The sequence below is a fragment of the Streptomyces sp. NPDC006174 genome (genome assembly GCF_040614075.1).
GTDB lineage: Bacteria > Actinomycetota > Actinomycetes > Streptomycetales > Streptomycetaceae > Streptomyces.
The window spans coordinates 14,952-34,176 of the sequence record NZ_JBEXTJ010000021.1 but is presented as its reverse complement, the minus strand read 5'-3'; the positions used below and the strand labels follow the sequence as shown (position 1 = coordinate 34,176).

The following is a 19,225-nucleotide window of genomic DNA, read 5'->3' as shown; positions in this document are numbered from 1 at the left end:
ATCCTTGCCCGAATCCCCGGACGCTGAGATTCTCGGGCGATGGTCGCACCTTATGAGTTTCTCAGCCGTGACGAGATCGAAAATGTTGCCCACTGCGCTGCTCTCGGAACATATGAGCCGCGCACACGCCACTTTTTCGGGCTTTCTTTCATGGCGGTGGCGCCAGCAATTTCGCTGATGGTGTGCGGTATAGCCTTCCGGCTGACCCGCCGGCGTTTGCTGCGCCGGCTCCGACGGGCCCACGGGGGCGCCTCGTTCGACTGGCCGGGCCTGCTCGCCGAGGTGCGCCGCCGTGATCGGAACACCTCCTTCCGCACGTGGTGACCGTGCGTTTTGTCCCCTGGGGCCGCTCCGGCAGCGGTCCGGTCCAACGACCATCATCGCCGCGTCGCCCGTGCGGCGCCAGGCTTCAGCGCTGTCGGCGTACGAGGAAATGACCAGTCCGCAGCAATGCTGACGAATGCGCTGTACAGGTTCTTCATCTTGACAGACATCGATCAAAAGCGATGAAATTTTCTCAGTGTCACGGTGCTCCGTGCTCGAAGAGGCGAGCAAGGAATCCGCCGGACGAGGATTATCTGCCACGGGGGGCGATGTTTCTGTGCGACGGCTGTGCGGCCTGTTCCCGTTTACCCGCCACCACACCGGCCGTCGTCCCCTTTTCTATTCCGATCTGTCCGCGGCGACATGGCGCCGAAAAGCCATGGAGAAATCCTTTCGGCGCGCCCCCGCGGCGCGCGTGCCGCTTTCGCCGGTCAGGCGCGGCGAGCCGCCGAGCCACACCGGAAGCACCCGCCCGCAGCGGCCCTTCCGGCTGCTCCATTCCTCCGACGCACGATCGCCCTCCCGCCCTCAACCCGCACCCGAGGTGATTGATCAATGATCGGTAGATTGAAAGCACCCGCCGCGCGTACGCCGGAGGGCTCCGGCTTCGACGCGCCGGGAGGGGACACCGGGACGGAAGCCGCCTCGGCCACGGGAGGATCGGCCGCCGGAGGCGCTCGGTTAGCGGCCGCCGAATGCGTGTCCGTCGCGGCCCTGGCGGCCTTCGACGGCCCGCGATCCGGCAAGGAGGACGAGGAGCACGTCGAGCTGCTGGCGACGCTCCAGGCGCGCCTCCCGCCCATCCTGGTGCATCGTCCCACGATGCGCGTCATCGACGGTGCGCACCGGCTGCGCGCGGCGGTCGTGCGCGGCGACGACCGGATCATGGTCCGCTATTTCGACGGTTCGGAGGCGGACGCCTTCGTGCTGGCGGTCCGGCTGAACAGCGAACACGGACTGCCTCTGTCGCTCTTTGACCGGAAGGCCGCGGCGGCCCGGATCATCGCGTCGCACACCCAGTGGTCCGACCGCCGGATCGCCGAGGTCGTGGGGCTGGCCGCCAACACGGTGGGGGCGATACGCCAGCGTTCGACTGCGCAAAATGAGCAGCCGAACGCCAGCATCGGCCGGGACGGACGGATGCGCCCCCGCAACGGAGCCGAGGGACGGCTGCGCGCCGGGGAGCTGATGAGGGCGAACCCGGCCGCCTCGCTGCGGGAGATCGCCAGGCTCGCCGGGATCTCGGCGGCCACGGCCAGCGACGTCCGCGCCCGGCTCAACCGTGGTGAGCCCCTGGTGACGCCGCAGCAGCAACAGGCCGGCGGCCGCGAAAGCCCGTCGAGACCGGCGCCCCCGCGCTCCTTCGGGCCGGGCCGCCCGGACAGCGACGTCCTTCTGGTGAGCCTGAGCAAAGACCCCTCACTGCGGCTCACCATGGCGGGCAAGGTCCTGCTGCGCGCGCTGCGGGTCTGCGCGGTCGACGCCGACGGATGGTCCCGGATCGTGGACGCGGTGCCGCCCCACCGCCAGGAGGTCGTGGCGCGACTCGCCCGGGAGTGCGCCAACACGTGGCAGCTCCTGGCGGACCGGCTGGCGGAACGTACGGCCGAAGGATCGACGGAGGCCGGTTGAAACGGAGTTCGGGGGCCGCACGCCGGGACCGGACGCCCGGCCCGCGTCCCGGCCCGTCGGCGGGCGCGTCAGGGAGCGTCGAGGAACGAGCGGACATCCTGGACGAACTCCGGGGCGGCCAGGATGTTGTGGCCCCGCCGCGCATACCGCACCAGCCGGGCGCCGGGTATGCCGGCGGCGGTCCGGTCGAACATCTCCGGCGGCCACAAGTGGTCCCGGCCACCGCACAGCACCAGGGTGGGCGCCGTCACCTCGGCCAGCCGGTCCCGGACGTCGAAGGAGTCCTCCGCCAGCAGCATCGCCGTCATGTCCGAAGGATCCGGGGGCGGTGGATTCAGCCGCCCGGCGAGCCACAGGGGCGCCACCAGCAGCCGTTGCAGCACGGGGTTGCGGGTGATGCCGGGAGCGGCCCGGTGCATGCCGGAGCGGCCGCGTCCGGCTGCCGCGACCATGTCCCGGTGGAAGTGCCTGCCGACCGGCCCCAGGGCGTACGCCGTACTGGCCAGGACCAGCCGGTCCACCACCTCGGGGTGATCGACGGCCAGTTGGAGGGCGATCGAGCCACCGGTCGCGTGTCCCAGTACGGGGACGGGGCCCGCGAACCGGGTACGCAGCGCCTCGGCGTGCTCGGCGGCCACATCGCCCATCGTCATGCCGGCCGCCATGCCCGGGCGGCGGTTGGTCCAGAAGACCTCGTACCCCCCGGCGACGAACGGAGCCACCAGCCGGGCCGCTCTGCCGCGCTGCGGCCCGGGCGGCGGCACCGTGTGCGTCATCGTGAATCCCGACAGGTAAACCAGCGGCTTTCCGGAGCCGAAGGCCAGGTAGGGCAGCCCGGTGCTGAATGTTCCCTGCTTGAGCGAGAAATCCATGGAAACCCTCTCGTCCTTGTTCCGGCGTTCCCGATCGTCCGTGGTCACATCTCAGGTGTGCGGCTACGCTGACGTTCGGACCGGGGCCACCGAATATCGCACGAATGAAGCGAGTTGGTCATCGGATCGATTGTCCGGCCGGTTTTCGAGAAGGGGCGAGGTGTCGGGGTTGTCCGCCGTGCTGCATCTGCATCAGCTGGGTCCGTTACCGCAATTCATGGCGGGCACTCCGACCGATCCGGTAAAACGCATACGGACGCCGCCCGGTGACGCGATGTGGTTGGTGAGCGACTACGCCCTGGGCCGCCTGGTGCTGTCCGACCGGCGGTTCAGCAGGGCCGCCGCGGTGGCCCCCGGTGCGCCGCGGCTGAACTCGGCGGCACCGTCCCCGACCTCGATGATGAGTCTGGACGGCACCGACCACGCCCGCTTGCGCAGGATCGTCGTCGCGGCCTTCACCACGGGGAAGGTGTCCGCGATGGCCCCGCTGGTGCGGCGGACCGCGACGGACCTGCTGGAGGGCATGAGCCGCGGCGGCGGCTCAGCCGACCTGGTGGCCTCGTTCGCCGAACCCCTCCCGGTGGCCGTGCTGGGCGCCCTGCTCGGGGTGCCCGTCGAGGACCGGGAAGTCTTCGACTCCTCCGTCGAGGTGCTGTTCGACATCACCGCCAGCAGCGATCTGGAGAAGAGCAGGCAACAGCTCCTGCTGGTCGACTACATGTCCACTCTCATCGACCGCAAGCGGCTGCGGGACGATGACGACCTGCTGACCGACCTCATCCGGGCCCACGACGGCGACGCCCTGTCCAAGGCCGAACTGGTCAGTCTCGGCCTGGCACTGCTCACCGCCGGCTACGAGACGACGGTGGGACAGATCGGCCTCGCCGCCCTGGCGGTACTCCAAGGCGGAGTCCCCCGGGAATGGGTCAAGGACGAGAACCGGGTCGACGCCCTGGTCGAAGAATTGCTGCGCGCCACCCCGTCGACGGCCATCAGTTTCCCGCGAGTGGCCCTTGAGGATATCGAGATCGGCGGTATCGGTATTCGTGCGGGAGAGGCGGTCGTCGTCTCCCTGCTGCATGGAAACCGCGACGGCAGCGCATTCACAGGACCTGAATTCCTGCGGGACGACCGGTCGGCCGCCCACCTCACCTTCGGGCACGGAATCCACCGCTGTCTCGGAGCACCGCTGGCCAGGCTCCAGGTGCGCTCGGCGCTGCTCCAGCTGTTCGCGTTCTTCCCGGAACTGCGGCTGGCGGAGGACGAGTCCCCGGCGCGCGCCGCCGTGGTGTGGAAGGACGGGCTGATCACGCGGGGGCTCAGCTCGCTGCGCGTGACCTGGTGAGTCGGCGGCCGGGCCACCCACGCCCGATCCGGAGGGCCGACGGGGCCGGTGGGCGGCTCGTGAGGGGCTGACGGCTCCGGAAGACCCGGGGAAACCAAGGCAGGCAGTACCGGAGTGACCAGAAGGGGCGGGGAACGACAGTGGCAGCACATGGGGTGGACGGCATCGCGGGAGCGGGAGCGACGGGGGGCGAGGTGATCGCGATCGTCGGCCTGGCGTGCCGCTTCCCGCAGGCCCCCTCGCCGGGCGACTACTGGCGTCTGCTGCGGGAGGGCCGCTCCGCCATCACCCGCTCGCCCGCGACCGGCAGGCACGAGGGCGTACACCTCGACCGGGACCGGTTCGACGCCGGCTTCTTCGGTATATCCCCGCGCGAGGCGAACGCCATGGACCCGCAGCAGCGGCTGACGCTGGAAGTGAGCTGGGAGGCCCTGGAGTCCGCCGGACTGCTCCCCGCCGACCTGCACGGCAGCGACACCGGGGTCTTCCTCGGAGTCTCGTCCGGTGACTACGACGGTGTCATCCGGCGCGACGGCGCGGCGCCCCTCACCCACCACGCCATGACGGGGATCCACCGCAGCATCATCGCCAACCGGGTGTCGTACGCCCTCGATCTGCACGGTCCGAGCATCACCGTCGACACAGGACAGGCGTCCTCCCTGGTGGCCGTACATCTGGCCTGCACCAGCCTGCGCGCCGGAGAGTCGTCCCTGGCCCTCGTCGGCGGTGTCCAGCTGAACAGCACCGAGGCGGGCGCCGAGGTGGCCGCCGCCTTCGGCGGGCTGTCCCCGGACGGTCGCAGCCGTGCCTTCGACGCCGGGGCCAACGGCTTCGTCCGGGGCGAGGGGGCCGGCCTCGTGGTGCTCAAACCGCTGGCCCGGGCGCTCGCCGACGGCGACCGCGTCCACGCGGTGATCAGAGGCAGCGCCGTCAACCACGGTGGTAAGGGCGAGGGACTGACCGTGCCCGGCGCGGCAGCGCAGTCCGACGTCCTGCGGGCGGCCCACCGCCAGGCCGGGGTCGCGCCCGAGGACGTGCAGTACGTCGAACTCCACGGCACCGGGACGAAGGTGGGCGACCCGATCGAGGCCGAGGCCCTCGGCGCGGTGTTCGGTGCGGACCGGCGAGACCGCGATCCGCTCCGGGTGGGCTCGGTCAAGACCAACATCGGCCACCTGGAGGCGGCAGCCGGTATCGCCGGACTCATCAAGGCCACCCTCGCACTGACCCACGGCATCATCCCGGCGAGCCTCAACTTCGAGACCCCCAACCCCGAGATCGACCTCGACGGGCTCGGCCTGCGGGTGCAGACACGGACCGAGGAGTGGCCGGCGGCGGAGGGCGCGAGCCGTACGGCGGGCGTCTCCTCGTTCAGCATGGGAGGCACCAACTGCCACCTCGTGGTGACGGCCGCGCCCCGGTCCGCGTCCGGCGCAACAGCCCTCCTGGGCCCGTCGGCCGACGACGCCGGCGCGCACCGACCGGCCTCCGCCCCGGTGCCGTGGGTGCTGTCGGGACGCGGCGCGCAGGCCCTGCGGGACCAGGCACGGCGGCTGCGGAACCACGTGGAGGCGAACCCGTCCGACACGATCGCCGACATCGGCTACTCGCTCGCCACCACCCGAACGGCCTTCACCCACCGGGCGGTTGTGCTCGCGACGGACCGGGCGGACTTCGTCGCGGCCCTCGACGCATTGGCCCTCGGCCCGGACCTGACCACGGACCCGGGCATGGGCGAGGGAACGGACGAGGGCTCGGACGCGGTCGTGTTCGTCACGGACGATCTCGTACCGGAGGCGCAGCCCCTGACGCTCGTCTTCCCCGGCACGGTCGACGCGTGCCTCGACGCCGGGCGCGAACTCATCGCCGTATCGGAGGAGTTCGAGGCGGAACTGGCCGAGTGCGACCGGATGTTCGCACCGTGCGGCCTGGGATCCGCCGCCGATCACCTGCGCTCCACCGCGACCGGTGAGCCGGCACCGGGGGCCGCGGAGGCGTGCGCCTTCGCCGTCATGGTGGCGCTCGCCGCGGTCTGGCGGGCGTACGGGGTCACGCCGGACGCGGTGAGCGCCGGGCCCGGGCCCGGCGCGGTCGCCGCCGCCGTCGTCCGGGGCCTGCTGACGCCCCAGGAGGGCGCTCGCCTGGTGAGTACGGACGGTGTGCCGCCGGGGGACGAGGAGCTCACCGGACCTCCTGCCGCCGACACCGTGTGGCTGGACGCGACGGGCCGGCTCGGTGTCCGCACGCCGGACACCGGGGCGTGGCCCATCCCGCAGCCGACGGCGTCGGGGCGGAGCTTCGCGGCGGCTGTCGGACAGCTGTACGTGCGGGGCGTACCGGTCGACTGGAGCCCCGCCTTCGCCGGCGCACGGCCCCGGACCGTCGACCTGCCCACGTACGCCTTCCAGCGCGAGTCCTACTGGTGGCCGGCGGCAGCCGCCGAACCGGAGCCCGCACCGCCCGGCCGCTCCCGCGCCTCCGCCGAGCAGACCGTCTTCTCCGTCGTCCGTGAAGTGCTGGGCGGTGAATTCGACGGGCGGGTCGCCCTGCGGGACCTGGGTTTCGATTCCCTGATGATGGGCGCACTGCGGGACAGGCTGGGCGAAGTGACGGGCCTGGACCTGCCGTCGACGGCGGTGTTCGATCACCCGACGCCGGAGGCCCTGAGCGAACTGCTGACCGCTTTGCAGAAGGATTCTTCGGAGAACTCCCAGAACGATTCAACGGATCGTTCGGAGGTTTCTTCGGTCGCTCCGGATGCCGATTCCGCGAGCATTCCCGCCGCGCACTCCCGGAAATCTCCCGGGGATGATCCTGTGGTGATTGTGGGGATGGCTTGTCGTTTTCCGGGTGGGGTGGTTTCGCCTGAGGGTTTGTGGGATGTGGTGGTGTCTGGTGGGGATGTGGTGTCGGGTTTTCCGGTGGATCGGGGGTGGGGTGCTGGGGTGTTGTCGGGTGAGGTGTGTGGGGTGCGTGAGGGGGGTTTTGTTGAGGGTGTGGGGTTGTTCGATGCGGGGTTTTTTGGTGTGTCGCCTCGGGAGGCGGCGGGGATGGATCCGGCGCAGCGGTTGTTGTTGGAGGTGTCGTGGGAGGTTTTGGAGCGGGCGGGGGTGGCGCCTGGTTCGTTGCGGGGTCGTGGTGGGGTGGGGGTTTTTGTTGGGGGGATGGGTTATGAGTATGGGCCGCGTTTGTGGGAGGGGGGTGGGGGGTCGGATGGTTATTTGTTGACGGGTTCTGCTGGGGGGATGTTGTCGGGTCGGTTGGCGTATGTGTTGGGGGTGGAGGGTCCGGTTTTGACGGTGGATACGGCGTGTTCGTCGTCGTTGGTGGCGTTGCATTTGGCGGTGGGTTCGTTGCGGTCGGGTGAGTGTGATGTGGCGTTGGTGGGTGGGGCGACGGTGATGGGGACTCCGGGGGCTTTTGTGGAGTTTTCTCGGCAGGGTGGGTTGTCGGGGGATGGGCGGTGTCGTTCGTTTTCTTCGGATGCTTCGGGGACGGGGTGGTCGGAGGGTGTGGGGATGTTGTTGGTGGAGCGTTTGTCGGTGGCGCGGCGGTTGGGTCATCGGGTGTTGGCGGTGGTGGCGGGGAGTGGGGTGAATTCGGATGGGGCGTCGAATGGGTTGACGGCGCCGAGTGGTGTGGCGCAGCAGCGGGTGGTGCGGTTGGCGTTGGCTGATGCGGGGGTGTCGGCGGGGGAGGTTGATGTGGTGGAGGGGCATGGGACGGGGACGGTGTTGGGGGATCCGGTTGAGGTGGGTGCGTTGGTGGAGGTGTTCGGTCGTTCTCGGCCGGTGGGGCGGCCGTTGTGGTTGGGGTCGTTGAAGTCGAATATCGGGCATGCGCAGGCGGCTGCGGGTGTGGGTGGGGTGATCAAGATGGTGGAGGCGTTGCGGCATGGGGTGTTGCCGCGGTCGTTGCATGTGGTGGAGCCGGTGGGTGGGGTGGAGTGGGAGGGGGTGCGGTTGTTGACGCGGGAGGTGCCGTGGGTGCCGGTGGATGGTGGGCGGCGGCGGGCGGGTGTGTCGTCGTTCGGGATCTCCGGGACCAACGCCCACGTGATTCTGGAGGAACCCCCCGCACCCGACGCCGAGGAATCTTCCGCGTTGAACGGTGAGGCGTCGGACGAACTCGCCGGAGTGGAAGGGGTGTTGCCGTTGGTGCTGTCCGCGAAGACGGTGACAGCGCTGCGCGCTCAAGCCCGCCGGCTCCACGACTTCCTTTCGGACGATCCCGGCTCGACCGTCGGCGGCACCGGACGCGAGGCCCCCCTGGACCCGGCCGCCGTCGCCTACACCGCCGCCCGCGTCCAGTCCGGGTTCGACCACCGGGCCGCCGTGCTGCCGGGCGAGGGCGGCGACTACCGGGCGGGGCTCCAGGCCCTGGCGACCGGGCGGACGGACGACCTGCTGTCCACCGGGACCGCGAGCGCGCGGAGCCGGACCGTCTTCGTCTTCGGTGCCGGCTCGGGCGAGGCCACGGCCGACGGGCGCCCCGAAGTCATCTCCGCAGCGCGTGAGTTGATGGACGCCTCACCCGTGTTCGCCGACCAGGTGCGTACCTGCGCCGCCGCACTCGCCCCCCACCTCGGACGGAACGTCGGCGAGATGTCACCTGCCGACCCGCCGGAGGCCGTTGCCTTCGTGCTGGGGATCGGGCTGGCCCGGCTCTGGGAGCGGTACGGCGTACGACCGGACGCGGCGCTGGGCCGAGGCGTGGGCGAGATCGCAGCTGCCCACGTCACCGGAGCGCTGGGCCTCAAGGAGGCGGCGCGGCTGTGTGCGGCCTTCGTGCGCGGTGGCTCCGTGGAGGAGCTGCGTGCCGCCCTCTCCGCGACTGCCCCGCGCCGGACGACGGCCGACCTCTGCTCGTCGCGGACCGGGCTGCCGCTCGACGCCGGGCGCGAGGTGACCTCCGAGAGCTGGCTCCGCGGCCTGCGGGAGACCACCGGTCTCGACACCGCGCTGCGGCACCTCACGGAGAACGGGCACCGGACCATCGTCGCCATGCCGTCCGCCGACCGGTTCGTCGGAGGACTCCGCGACCGGGACGCCGACCGTGCGCTCGTGCTGGACGCCCTGCGCCCCGGCTCCAGCGGCGCGGCCGGCCTCCTGGACGCACTGGTCGCCGCCTACACCCGGGGGCTGCCGGTCGACTGGAAGGCCGTCCTCCCCCGGCGGCCGCTGGTCGTGCTGCCGACCTACCCGTTCGAGAGGCGCCGGTACTGGCTGAACGCCGAAGCGCCCCGCCCGGCGCACAGCGGCGCACATCCGCTTCTCGACACCGCCGTCTCCCTCGCGGACCGCGACGCCCAGGCGTTCTCCGGTGCCCTGTCCACCTTCACCCACCCCTGGCTGGCCGATCACACGATCGCCGGGGAGGCCGTGGTGCCGGGAGCGGCGCTCGTCGAACTGGCCGCGCACATCGCCGCGCTCGACGGCGCCGCGACGGTCACGGAGTTGACCCAGGAAGCGCCGGTCAGGCTCGGTGCGGACGGCAGAACGGTCGAGGTCCAGTTCCTGGTCGGCGCGATCGGTGCGGCGGGTGAGAGGCCGTTCACCCTGTACGCGCGTACCGGCGGCGCCGAGGAGACCACACGGGACACCCGAGCGGACCGGAGCGCCCCCGACTGGACCCGTCATGCGACCGGCGTGCTCGCACCGCGCGCGCCTCGGACACCCGCCGATTTCGACCTGGCCGCATGGCCGCCCCCGGGCGCGGAGCCCGTCGCCGTCGACGGCCTCTACGAACGGCTGGCCGAGGCCGGGTACGGGTACGGCCCCGCCTTCCGCGGCGTGCGGGCCGCCTGGCGGCTGGGTGCGGACACCTTTCTCGACGTACGGCTGCCCGCCGGAACCGACACATCGGGGTACGGCCTGCACCCGGCGCTGCTGGACGCCGCGCTGCACGCGACCGTGTGGCAGGCCGCGACCGACGGCCGTGTGCGGCTGCCCTTCTCGTGGAGCGGCGTCCGGTTGTACGGGACCGGCGCGACGGAGCTGCGCGTGCGGGTCTCGCCCGCAGGCCCGGATGCGGTGGCCTTGCGGATCGCGGACCAGTACGGCACGCCGATGGCCGCCGTGGACTCGCTGACGCTGCGGGCGCCTTCGGCCGACCCCGCGTACGACGGACTCTTCCAGGTGGCGTGGCGTCCCCTGGCCGACGGCCCCACCGCCCAGGCGGCCCCGGACGCCGACACCTGCTGGGTGCTCGGGCCCACCTCCGCGCCGGGACTCACCACCGTCGCGGATGTCTCGGCGGCGGGGGCGCGCGTCGACGCCGGGGCTCGGCCGCCGGCCGTCGTACTCGTGCCCTGCCTGCCGGTGCCGGAGGACGGCGCGGCACGGATACCCGAGGATGTCCGGCGCGTCGCCCGGGAAACCCTGGGGCTGGTGCAGAGCTGGCTGGCGGACCAGCGGTTCGCCGACACCCGGCTGGTGTTCGTGACGCGGGGGGCGGTGCACACCGCCACCGGATCCGACGAGGCCCCGGTGGATCTGGTGCACGCACCGCTGTGGGGACTCCTCCGCACCGCGCAGTCGGAGGAGCCGGGCCGCTTCGTCCTCCTCGACCTGGACCAGGACCTGGACGCGACCGGCCTCGGGCGGGCTGTCCTGGCTGCGCTGGCGACCGGTGGCAAACCCGAACTTGCCGTGCGCCAGGGTGCGTTGCTCGTACCGCGACTGAGCCGGGTGACGGAACCCGGCACCACCGGCCCTGCCCCGGACCCGGCCCCGCAGGGGACCGTTCTGGTGACCGGCGGCACCGGCGCACTCGGTGCCCGCGTCGCTCGGCACCTGGTGGCCCGGTACGGCGTACGGCGTCTCCTTCTGACCAGCCGCAGGGGCCCCCAGGCTCCAGGAGCACACCAACTGGCGGCCGATCTGGAGGAGATGGGTGCCGACGTACGGATCGTCGCCTGCGACTGCGGTGACCGGGAGGCACTCGCCGGGGTGCTCGCGTCCATCCCCGCCGCACACCCGTTGACCGGCATCGTCCACGCCGCCGGCATCGTCGAGGACGCGACCGTCCGGTCGCTGACCGTCGCGCAACTCCTTGCCGTATTCGGGCCGAAGGCCGAAGCCGCGTGGAATCTGCATGAGTTGACCCGTTCGGCCCCGCTCGCCTTCTTCGACCTCTTCTCCTCCGCCTCCGGCACGCTGGGTGCCGCCGGACAGGGGAACTACAGCCTGGCCAACACGTTCCTCGACGCCCTCGCCCAGCATCGCTCGGCCCTGGGGCTCCCGGCCCGTTCGCTGGCATGGGGCCTGTGGGACCTGCCGGACGGGATGGCGGGACGGCTGACGGCGCCCGACGTCGAGCGGCTCGCGCGCCGCACGGGTCTGCGGCCGATCGGCGCCGCCCGCGGCCTGCGCATGTACGACGCCGCCCGCACCCTGGACCTGCCGACCGTGGTGGCCGCAGTCCTCGACCCGTCCTTCGCGCCGTCCACCACCTCCACCGACGCCGCCTCCACCGACGCCACCGCCGCCGACTCCGGCGATGCCACAGCTACGTCCACAGCGACAGCCACGGCCACGGCCGTCGCCGGGCCGGCGGGGACCGTGTGGTCGGAGCGGATAGCCGGTCTTCCGGAGGGGGAGAGGACAGCGGAGAGCCGACGACTGGTCATATCGATCGCCGGCGATGTCATGGGCGGGAGCGGTGTCGACGCCGGTCTGGCATTCCGGGACATGGGTTTCGATTCGCTGCTGGCGGTGGAATTGCGCAACCGGCTGTGCGAGGTGACGGGACTGCGGTTGCCGCCCACGATTGTTTTCGATCACCCGACGCCGCTTGCGTTGGGTGATTTCCTCGGCTCACTGCTCGTGGATCCCCCTTCCGGCGTCTCTCCGTCCGCACCGTCTCCGGTGAAACTCCCCGCGCCCTCGCGATCGAAGAATTCCGATTCCGGGGATGATCCTGTGGTGATTGTGGGGATGGCTTGTCGTTTTCCGGGTGGGGTGGTTTCGCCTGAGGGTTTGTGGGATGTGGTGGTGTCTGGTGGGGATGTGGTGTCGGGTTTTCCGGTGGATCGGGGGTGGGGTGCTGGGGTGTTGTCGGGTGAGGTGTGTGGGGTGCGTGAGGGGGGTTTTGTTGAGGGTGTGGGGTTGTTCGATGCGGGGTTTTTTGGTGTGTCGCCTCGGGAGGCGGCGGGGATGGATCCGGCGCAGCGGTTGTTGTTGGAGGTGTCGTGGGAGGTTTTGGAGCGGGCGGGGGTGGCGCCTGGTTCGTTGCGGGGTCGTGGTGGGGTGGGGGTTTTTGTTGGGGGGATGGGTTATGAGTATGGGCCGCGTTTGTGGGAGGGGGGTGGGGGGTCGGATGGTTATTTGTTGACGGGTTCTGCTGGGGGGATGTTGTCGGGTCGGTTGGCGTATGTGTTGGGGGTGGAGGGTCCGGTTTTGACGGTGGATACGGCGTGTTCGTCGTCGTTGGTGGCGTTGCATTTGGCGGTGGGTTCGTTGCGGTCGGGTGAGTGTGATGTGGCGTTGGTGGGTGGGGCGACGGTGATGGGGACTCCGGGGGCTTTTGTGGAGTTTTCTCGGCAGGGTGGGTTGTCGGGGGATGGGCGGTGTCGTTCGTTTTCTTCGGATGCTTCGGGGACGGGGTGGTCGGAGGGTGTGGGGATGTTGTTGGTGGAGCGTTTGTCGGTGGCGCGGCGGTTGGGTCATCGGGTGTTGGCGGTGGTGGCGGGGAGTGGGGTGAATTCGGATGGGGCGTCGAATGGGTTGACGGCGCCGAGTGGTGTGGCGCAGCAGCGGGTGGTGCGGTTGGCGTTGGCTGATGCGGGGGTGTCGGCGGGGGAGGTTGATGTGGTGGAGGGGCATGGGACGGGGACGGTGTTGGGGGATCCGGTTGAGGTGGGTGCGTTGGTGGAGGTGTTCGGTCGTTCTCGGCCGGTGGGGCGGCCGTTGTGGTTGGGGTCGTTGAAGTCGAATATCGGGCATGCGCAGGCGGCTGCGGGTGTGGGTGGGGTGATCAAGATGGTGGAGGCGTTGCGGCATGGGGTGTTGCCGCGGTCGTTGCATGTGGTGGAGCCGGTGGGTGGGGTGGAGTGGGAGGGGGTGCGGTTGTTGACGCGGGAGGTGCCGTGGGTGCCGGTGGATGGTGGGCGGCGGCGGGCGGGTGTGTCGTCGTTCGGGATCTCCGGGACCAACGCCCACGTGATTCTGGAGGAACCCCCCGCACCCGACGCCGAGGAGCCTGCTGAAGTCGCAAGCGCGAAAGAGGTGTTGCCCCTGGTGCTGTCCGCGAAGACGGCGACGGCCTTGCGCGCCCAAGCCCGCCGGCTCCACGAACTGGTCAGCGCACCGACCGGCTCCCCCGATCCGGCCGCCGTCGCCTACACCGCCGCCCGCGTCCAGTCCGGGTTCGGCCACCGCGCCGCCGTCGTCGCCGAGGACGAGGCGGGACTGCGCGCCGGACTCGCCGCCCTGGCCGAGGGCCGCACCATGACCGGCGTCTCCCGGGGCGTGGTGAGCCCGGCGGAGGAACGCCGGGTCTTCATGTTCGCCGGGCAGGGTACGCAACGGCTCGGCATGGGCCAGCAGTTGTACGAGCGGTTCCCGGTGTACGCCGAAGCCTTCGACGAGGCGTGTGCCGCGTTCGCTCCCCACCTGGACCGGCCCCTGGCCTCCGTCGTCTTCGCGCACCCGGCGGTCGCCGAGGCAGCGGCACTGCACCGGACCGGCTTCACCCAGCCCGCGCTCTTCGCCACCGAGTTCGCGCTCTTCCAGCTCGTGCGGTCCTGGGGAGTCCGGCCGGACATCGTGCTGGGGCACTCCGTCGGCGAACTGGTCGCCGCCCATGTCGCCGGTGTCCTCTCGCTGCCGGACGCAGCCCAACTGGTGTCCGCCCGGGGTCGGTTGATGCAGTCCCTGCCGGCCGGCGGCACCATGGTCGCCGTACGGGCGGGTCTGGCGGATGTCGAACCGCTGCTCGCGGGTCTGGCGGACGAGGTGGGTGTCGCCGCGGTCAACGGTCCCCGGTCGGTGGTCGTCTCCGGCGCGAGCCAGGCGGTCTCCTCCGTGGTCGCGCGGCTGCGCGCCGCCGGTCACCGCACCACCGCGCTCACCGTCAGCCACGCCTTCCACTCGCCGTTGATGGCGCCGGTCCTGGACGAGTTCAGGGAGATCGCGCAGGGGCTGACGTACCGGCGACCGGTGCTGCCGGTCATCTCGAACGTGACGGGGCGGCCTGCGGAGGCGGCGGAGCTGATGTCCCCGGACTACTGGGCGGAGCACATACGGCGCCCGGTCAGGTTCGCGGACGGCATCGCCGCGGCCCGCGCCGAAGGGGGCCGGCACTTCGTGGAGATCGGCCCCGACAGCACCCTGTCGTCCATGGCGTCGGCCGTGCTCACCGCTCCCACCGAGGACCGGCACCCGGACGAGGCGCCGGGCCGTCCCGTGGTCGTCCCACTCCTGCGCGGCGGCCGCGACGAGGCGCGGGCCGTGGCCGACGGGCTCGCAGCCGGCTTCACCGCCGGGCTCGACGTGGACTGGCCCGCCGCGGCAGCCGCCTGGGGCGGCGAACTGACCACGCTGCCGACCTACCCCTTCGAACGCCGCCGGTACTGGCTCAACCCGACCGAACCCGCAGACGGGCACCCGGCCGCGGCAACGGGACCGGTCGGTCCGCGCGCGGGAGGCCACCCCGTACTGAGCGGACCGCTGGATCTGCCCGGCTCCGGCGAGCTGGTGTGGTCCGGCCACCTCGACCCGGCCCGGCTTCCCTGGCTGACGGAACACGTCGTGGCCGGACGCGGCCTGGTGCCGGGTGCCGTGCTCGCCGAACTGGCCTGCCAGGTGGCGCGGGACGCGGGCTGCGACCGGGTGGAGGAGCTGGTCCTGGAGAGCCCGCTCGCCCTGTCCGACGGGGCGGCGGTCGAACTCCGTTTGGTGGCGGGCGCCGCGGACGCTTCGGGCCGTCGCCTCCTGGCCGTCCACGCGCGGACACCCGGCGCCGTCGACAGCGAGTGGAGGACCACGGCCACCGGCATACTGGCCACCGCTCCGTCCGGCGCCACCGCCCCGGTGCCGCCGGCCCTGTGGCCGCCGGCCGACGCGGAGCCGCTCCCGCAGCACGGCGAGGCGGAGTACGCCGCCCTCGCTGCCCGCGGGCTCTCCTACGGCCCCGCGTTCCGTGGGCTCCGCACCCTGTGGCGTACGGCCGACGGCATCTGCGCCGAGCTCGAACCGCCCGCCGCCATCGCCTCGCAGACCTCGCTCTTCGGCCTGCACCCCGCCCTGCTCGACGCGGCCCTGCACCCCGTCGAACTCCACGGCCTCGCCGGCAAGGCGGGCGCGCGCGCCCTCCGCATCCCCTTCACCTGGCGCGGCATGACCCATCACGCGGCTGCGAACACCAAGCGGCTGCGGGTGCGGCTGACGCCGGTGGGGGAGGACGAGGTCGCGGTGGAGCTGTCCGACACCGACGGCAACCCGGTCCTGACGGTCGAGGGCCTGAGCCTGCGCGCCCCCTCACCGGCGGACGACAGCCGACTGCGGCAGCTGACATGGACGGCGACCGACCAGCTCCCCGACGACGAGCGGCCCGAACGCTCCGATGACGAGCGGCCCGAACGCGGGGTGACGCCCGAGCGGTTCGTGCTGATCGGTCCGGGCGGCCCCACGACGCATCCGGCGTCCGACGCCCTGCGCACCCTGGACGCCGAGCACTGCTTCGACGTCGCGCAGCTGGTCCGGCAGGGTGCGGTCCCCGACGCGGTGGTGGTCCCCTGCCCCGCAGGCGCGATGGGCGAGGTCGGCGAGGTGGTCGCCGGTGTCCTGGCCGTCGTCCAGGAGGTGCTCGCCGAACCGGCGCTCGCGGGGTGCGGGATCGTCGTGGTGACCCGCCACGCGGTCGGCACCGGCGAGGACGATCCGGCCCGGGACGCGGCGGCGGCCGCCGTCTGGGGGCTGGCCCGGTGCGCGCAGCAGGAGGAGCCGGGGCGGGTGCAGCTGGTGGACCTCGACACGAGCCCGGAGTCGGCCCGGTCGCTGGGGCGCGCCATCGCGTCCCGCCTCTCCCAGGTCGCTCTGCGGCAGGGGGTGTGGCTCACCCCGGAGCCGACCCCTCTCACCGGCCGGCTGCTCGACGTACCGGCCGGAGAGGGAGCCTGGCGGCTGGACTTCGTCGGCCGGGGAACCCCCGGCGACCTGGCTCTGGTGGACTGGCCGGAAGCCGACGCGCCCCTCCGCGCGGGCCAGGTGCGGGTGGCGCTGCACACCGCCGGCGTCAACTTCCGTGATGTGCTCCTCACCTTGGGTGTCGTCGAGCCCCGGGCCGGGGTGCCCGAGGGTGAGGGGCAGCAGAGCGTGGAGGGCGCGGGCGTGGTCGTGGAGACCGGTCCCGGCGTCGGCGGGCTGCGGCCGGGAGACCGTGTGATGGGCCTGTTCGACGGGATCGGACCGGTCTCGGTGACCGACGAGCGGCTGCTCGCCCCGGTCCCGGCCCACTGGTCCCTCGCCCAGGCCGCCGCCGTACCGGTGGCCTATCTCACCGCCTACTACGGGCTGGTCGAGCTGGGGCGGCTGCGAGCGGGGGAGCGGGTCCTCGTGCACACGGCGACCGGTGCGGTCGGCTTCGCCGCCCGGCAACTCGCCCGGCACGTGGGTGCCGAGGTCTTCGCCACCGCGAGTCCGGCGAAGTGGCCGGTGCTGCGGGCCGCGGGATTCGACACCGACCACCTCGCCTCGTCCCGGGACGACGCGTTCGAGAGCGCCTTCCGCGCCGCGTCCCGGGGCGCGGGCATGGACGTGGTGCTGAACTCGCTGGCCGGCCCGCTCACCGACGCGTCCCTGCGGACCCTCGCCCCGGGCGGACGGTTCCTGGAGATGGGGAAGACGGACCCGCGCGACCCCGGCGAGGTGGCCGCCGCGCACGACGGCGCCGCGTACACCGCCTTCGACATCCGGCAGGCCGGGCCCGACGGCATCCGGCGGATGCTCGCGGAGCTGCTGCGGCTCTTCGAGGACGGGACGCTGACCCCGCCGCCGGTCACCCTGCGCCACCTCCGCGACGCTCCGGCCGCCTACCGGTATGTGGCGGAAGCGCGCCACGTGGGCAAAGTGGTCCTCACCGTGCGGGACTTCGAGACCGACCGCGCGGTGCTGGTCAGCGGTGGTCTGGGCACGCTGGGCGGGCTCACCGCCCGGCACCTCGTGACGCGGCACGGGGTACGCGACCTGGTGCTGACCGGCCGACGCGGCCCCGCGACCCCCGGCAGCGCCGAACTGGCCGCCGAACTGCGCGGACTGGGAGCGCGCGTCACCGTCGCGGCGTGTGACGCGGGAGACCGGGAGGCGCTCGCGGCACTCCTGGCCGAGCTGGCCGAGGGGGGCATCCGGATCGGTTCGGTGGTGCACGCCGCGGGCACCACCCAGGACGCGGCGATCGGCTCGCTGACCCGGGACGCCGTGACGGAGGTGGTCCGGGGCAAGGCGGTGGCCGCGCTGAACCTGCACGAACTGACCGCAGACCTCGGCCTGTCGTCCTTCGTCCTGTTCTCCTCGGTCGCCGGGGTGAACGGCTCGGCGGGCCAGGGCAACTACGCCGCCGCCAACGCCTTCCTGGACGCCTTGGCCGAGCACCGCCGGGCCCGGTCGCTCCCCGGCCTGTCGATCGCCTGGGGGCTGTGGGAGCCGGCGAGCGGCATCACCGGGCGGCTGCGTGCCCAGGACCACGAACGGCTCGCCCGCCAGGGCATCCTCGCCCTGTCGGCGGAACGCGGCCTGGCCCTCTTCGACGAGGCGCTCGCCACCGGCGTACCGGCCGTCGTCGCGGCCCGCCTCGACCCGCCTCGGCCGCCTGCCCGCGCGAACGGCGCCCCGGCGGCGGCCGATACCGGCAGCGGTACGGACTCCGCCCCGTCGGCCACCCCCGAGCGGCGCGGGTCACTGCTCGAACTGGTGCGGGCCGAAGCCGCCTCCGTACTCGGACACGACTCGCCGGAGGCCGTCGCGCCCGACGCGCTCTTCCCGCAACTCGGATTCGACTCGCTCGGGGCGATCGAACTGCGTAACCGCATTGTCGCGGCGACCGGAATTCCGCTGCTGGCCACGCTCATCTTCGACTTCCCGACCCCGAGCGCGCTGGCAGGCCATCTGCGGAAGGAGCGCCCCGACTGGCCGGAGGAATCGGAGAACGGCGGGAAAGCGGCCGGGGCGAGCCTCGGGAAATCCAGGAACGCACACGCCGGCCGCCGAATCGACGACGGGTCGGAGGCCGGCCGTGACCACTGAAGCGGGCCGCTGGACGATGTCCTTCAATCCGGGCCGGGACAAACGATTCCGTCTGGTCTGCTTCCCGCACGCAGGCGGTTCGGCCGGCGCCGTCTTCCCGCTGGTGCGCGCCGCGCCGCCCGGTCTGGAGGTGGTGGGCGTCCAGTACCCCGGACGCCAGTGGCGTCGTACGGAGCCGGCCGCCACCGGCATCCACGGGCTGGCACGCGGCGCGGCCGACGCCCTGCTGGCCGAGCGGGAGCTGCCGACCGCCGTTCTCGGGCACAGCATGGGCGCGCTGGTCGCGTTCGAGACCGTACGGCTGCTGGAGGACGAGCGGCCGGGGGCCGTCGGCCACCTCTTCGCGTCGGGCAGCCGGGCTCCGTCCTGCCCGGCGTTCGAAGTCCGGCCGGAGCGGTGGAGCGACGAACGGATCATCGCCGATCTGCGCGCGCTGGGCGGGACCGGGGACCAGCTCATCGCCGACGAGGAGCGGCTGCGGTCCGCCCTGCCCGCGCTGCGCGACGACTACCGGGCACTGGCCGGCTACCGCTCTCCTCCCGAAGCCCGCGTCAGGGCGCCGCTCACCGTGCTCGTCGGCCGCGACGACCCCAGGGCCGGGCCGGAGCACACCGCCGGCTGGCAGCGGCACACCGACGCGGCATTCGATTTCCGGGTCTTTCCCGGCGGTCACTTCTTCCTGAACGAGAACGCTGCCGAACTGCTGGAACTCGTCCGGCGAAGCCTTGTTGTGCCGCAACGCCCGTGAGACGCTTTTCGCCGTCACCGAAAACGTCACCTTTCCTGACGTGAGAATGCAGGGAAAAGAA

At 72.1% G+C, this 19,225-nt stretch carries 6 protein-coding genes; 5 read left to right on the top strand and 1 reads right to left on the bottom strand.

From position 1 onward, the window contains the following. Positions 1–39: 39 nt before the first annotated feature. Together ABZ267_RS32580 and ABZ267_RS32575 are read left to right on the top strand one after the other, a co-directional pair. Positions 40–324, top strand: a complete 285-nt coding sequence (locus ABZ267_RS32580; RefSeq protein ID WP_356755500.1) for a hypothetical protein — start codon at positions 40–42, stop codon at positions 322–324. Between the two features lie 699 nt (positions 325–1,023). Beyond that, a complete protein-coding gene (locus tag ABZ267_RS32575) occupies positions 1,024–1,956 on the top strand; it encodes a ParB/RepB/Spo0J family partition protein (protein WP_356755502.1) in 933 nt (310 codons plus the stop codon). Between the two features lie 68 nt (positions 1,957–2,024). Here ABZ267_RS32575 and ABZ267_RS32570 read toward each other — a convergent pair whose 3' ends face one another. Continuing rightward, positions 2,025–2,876, bottom strand: a complete 852-nt coding sequence (locus ABZ267_RS32570) for an alpha/beta fold hydrolase (RefSeq protein WP_356755504.1) — start codon at positions 2,874–2,876, stop codon at positions 2,025–2,027. 226 nt (positions 2,877–3,102) lie between these two features. Here ABZ267_RS32570 and ABZ267_RS32565 point away from each other — a divergent pair, with 226 nt between their 5' ends. The 3 genes from ABZ267_RS32565 (at position 3,103) to ABZ267_RS32555 (ending at position 19,164) form a co-directional block, all read left to right on the top strand. Beyond that, positions 3,103–4,173: a cytochrome P450 gene (locus ABZ267_RS32565; protein ID WP_356755506.1), complete on the top strand. Its 1,071-nt coding sequence runs from the start codon at positions 3,103–3,105 to the stop codon at positions 4,171–4,173. A 140-nt stretch (positions 4,174–4,313) separates the two neighbouring features. Continuing rightward, a complete protein-coding gene (locus ABZ267_RS32560) occupies positions 4,314–18,416 on the top strand; it encodes an SDR family NAD(P)-dependent oxidoreductase (RefSeq protein ID WP_356899736.1) in 14,103 nt (4,700 codons plus the stop codon). Beyond that, positions 18,406–19,164 carry an alpha/beta fold hydrolase gene (locus tag ABZ267_RS32555; protein ID WP_356755510.1) on the top strand — a complete coding sequence of 253 codons (759 nt, stop codon included), beginning with the start codon at positions 18,406–18,408 and terminating at the stop codon, positions 19,162–19,164. Before ABZ267_RS32560 ends, ABZ267_RS32555 begins: the two co-directional genes overlap by 11 nt. The last annotated feature ends 61 nt before the right edge of the window (positions 19,165–19,225 follow it).

Excerpts from the sequence above, each read along its gene's own strand:
- ABZ267_RS32580 (WP_356755500.1), top strand. The coding sequence starts at position 40 with ATGGTCGCACCTTATGAGTTTCTCAGCCGTGACGAGATCGAAAATGTT.
- ABZ267_RS32565 (WP_356755506.1), top strand. The coding sequence starts at position 3,103 with ATGTGGTTGGTGAGCGACTACGCCCTGGGCCGCCTGGTGCTGTCCGAC.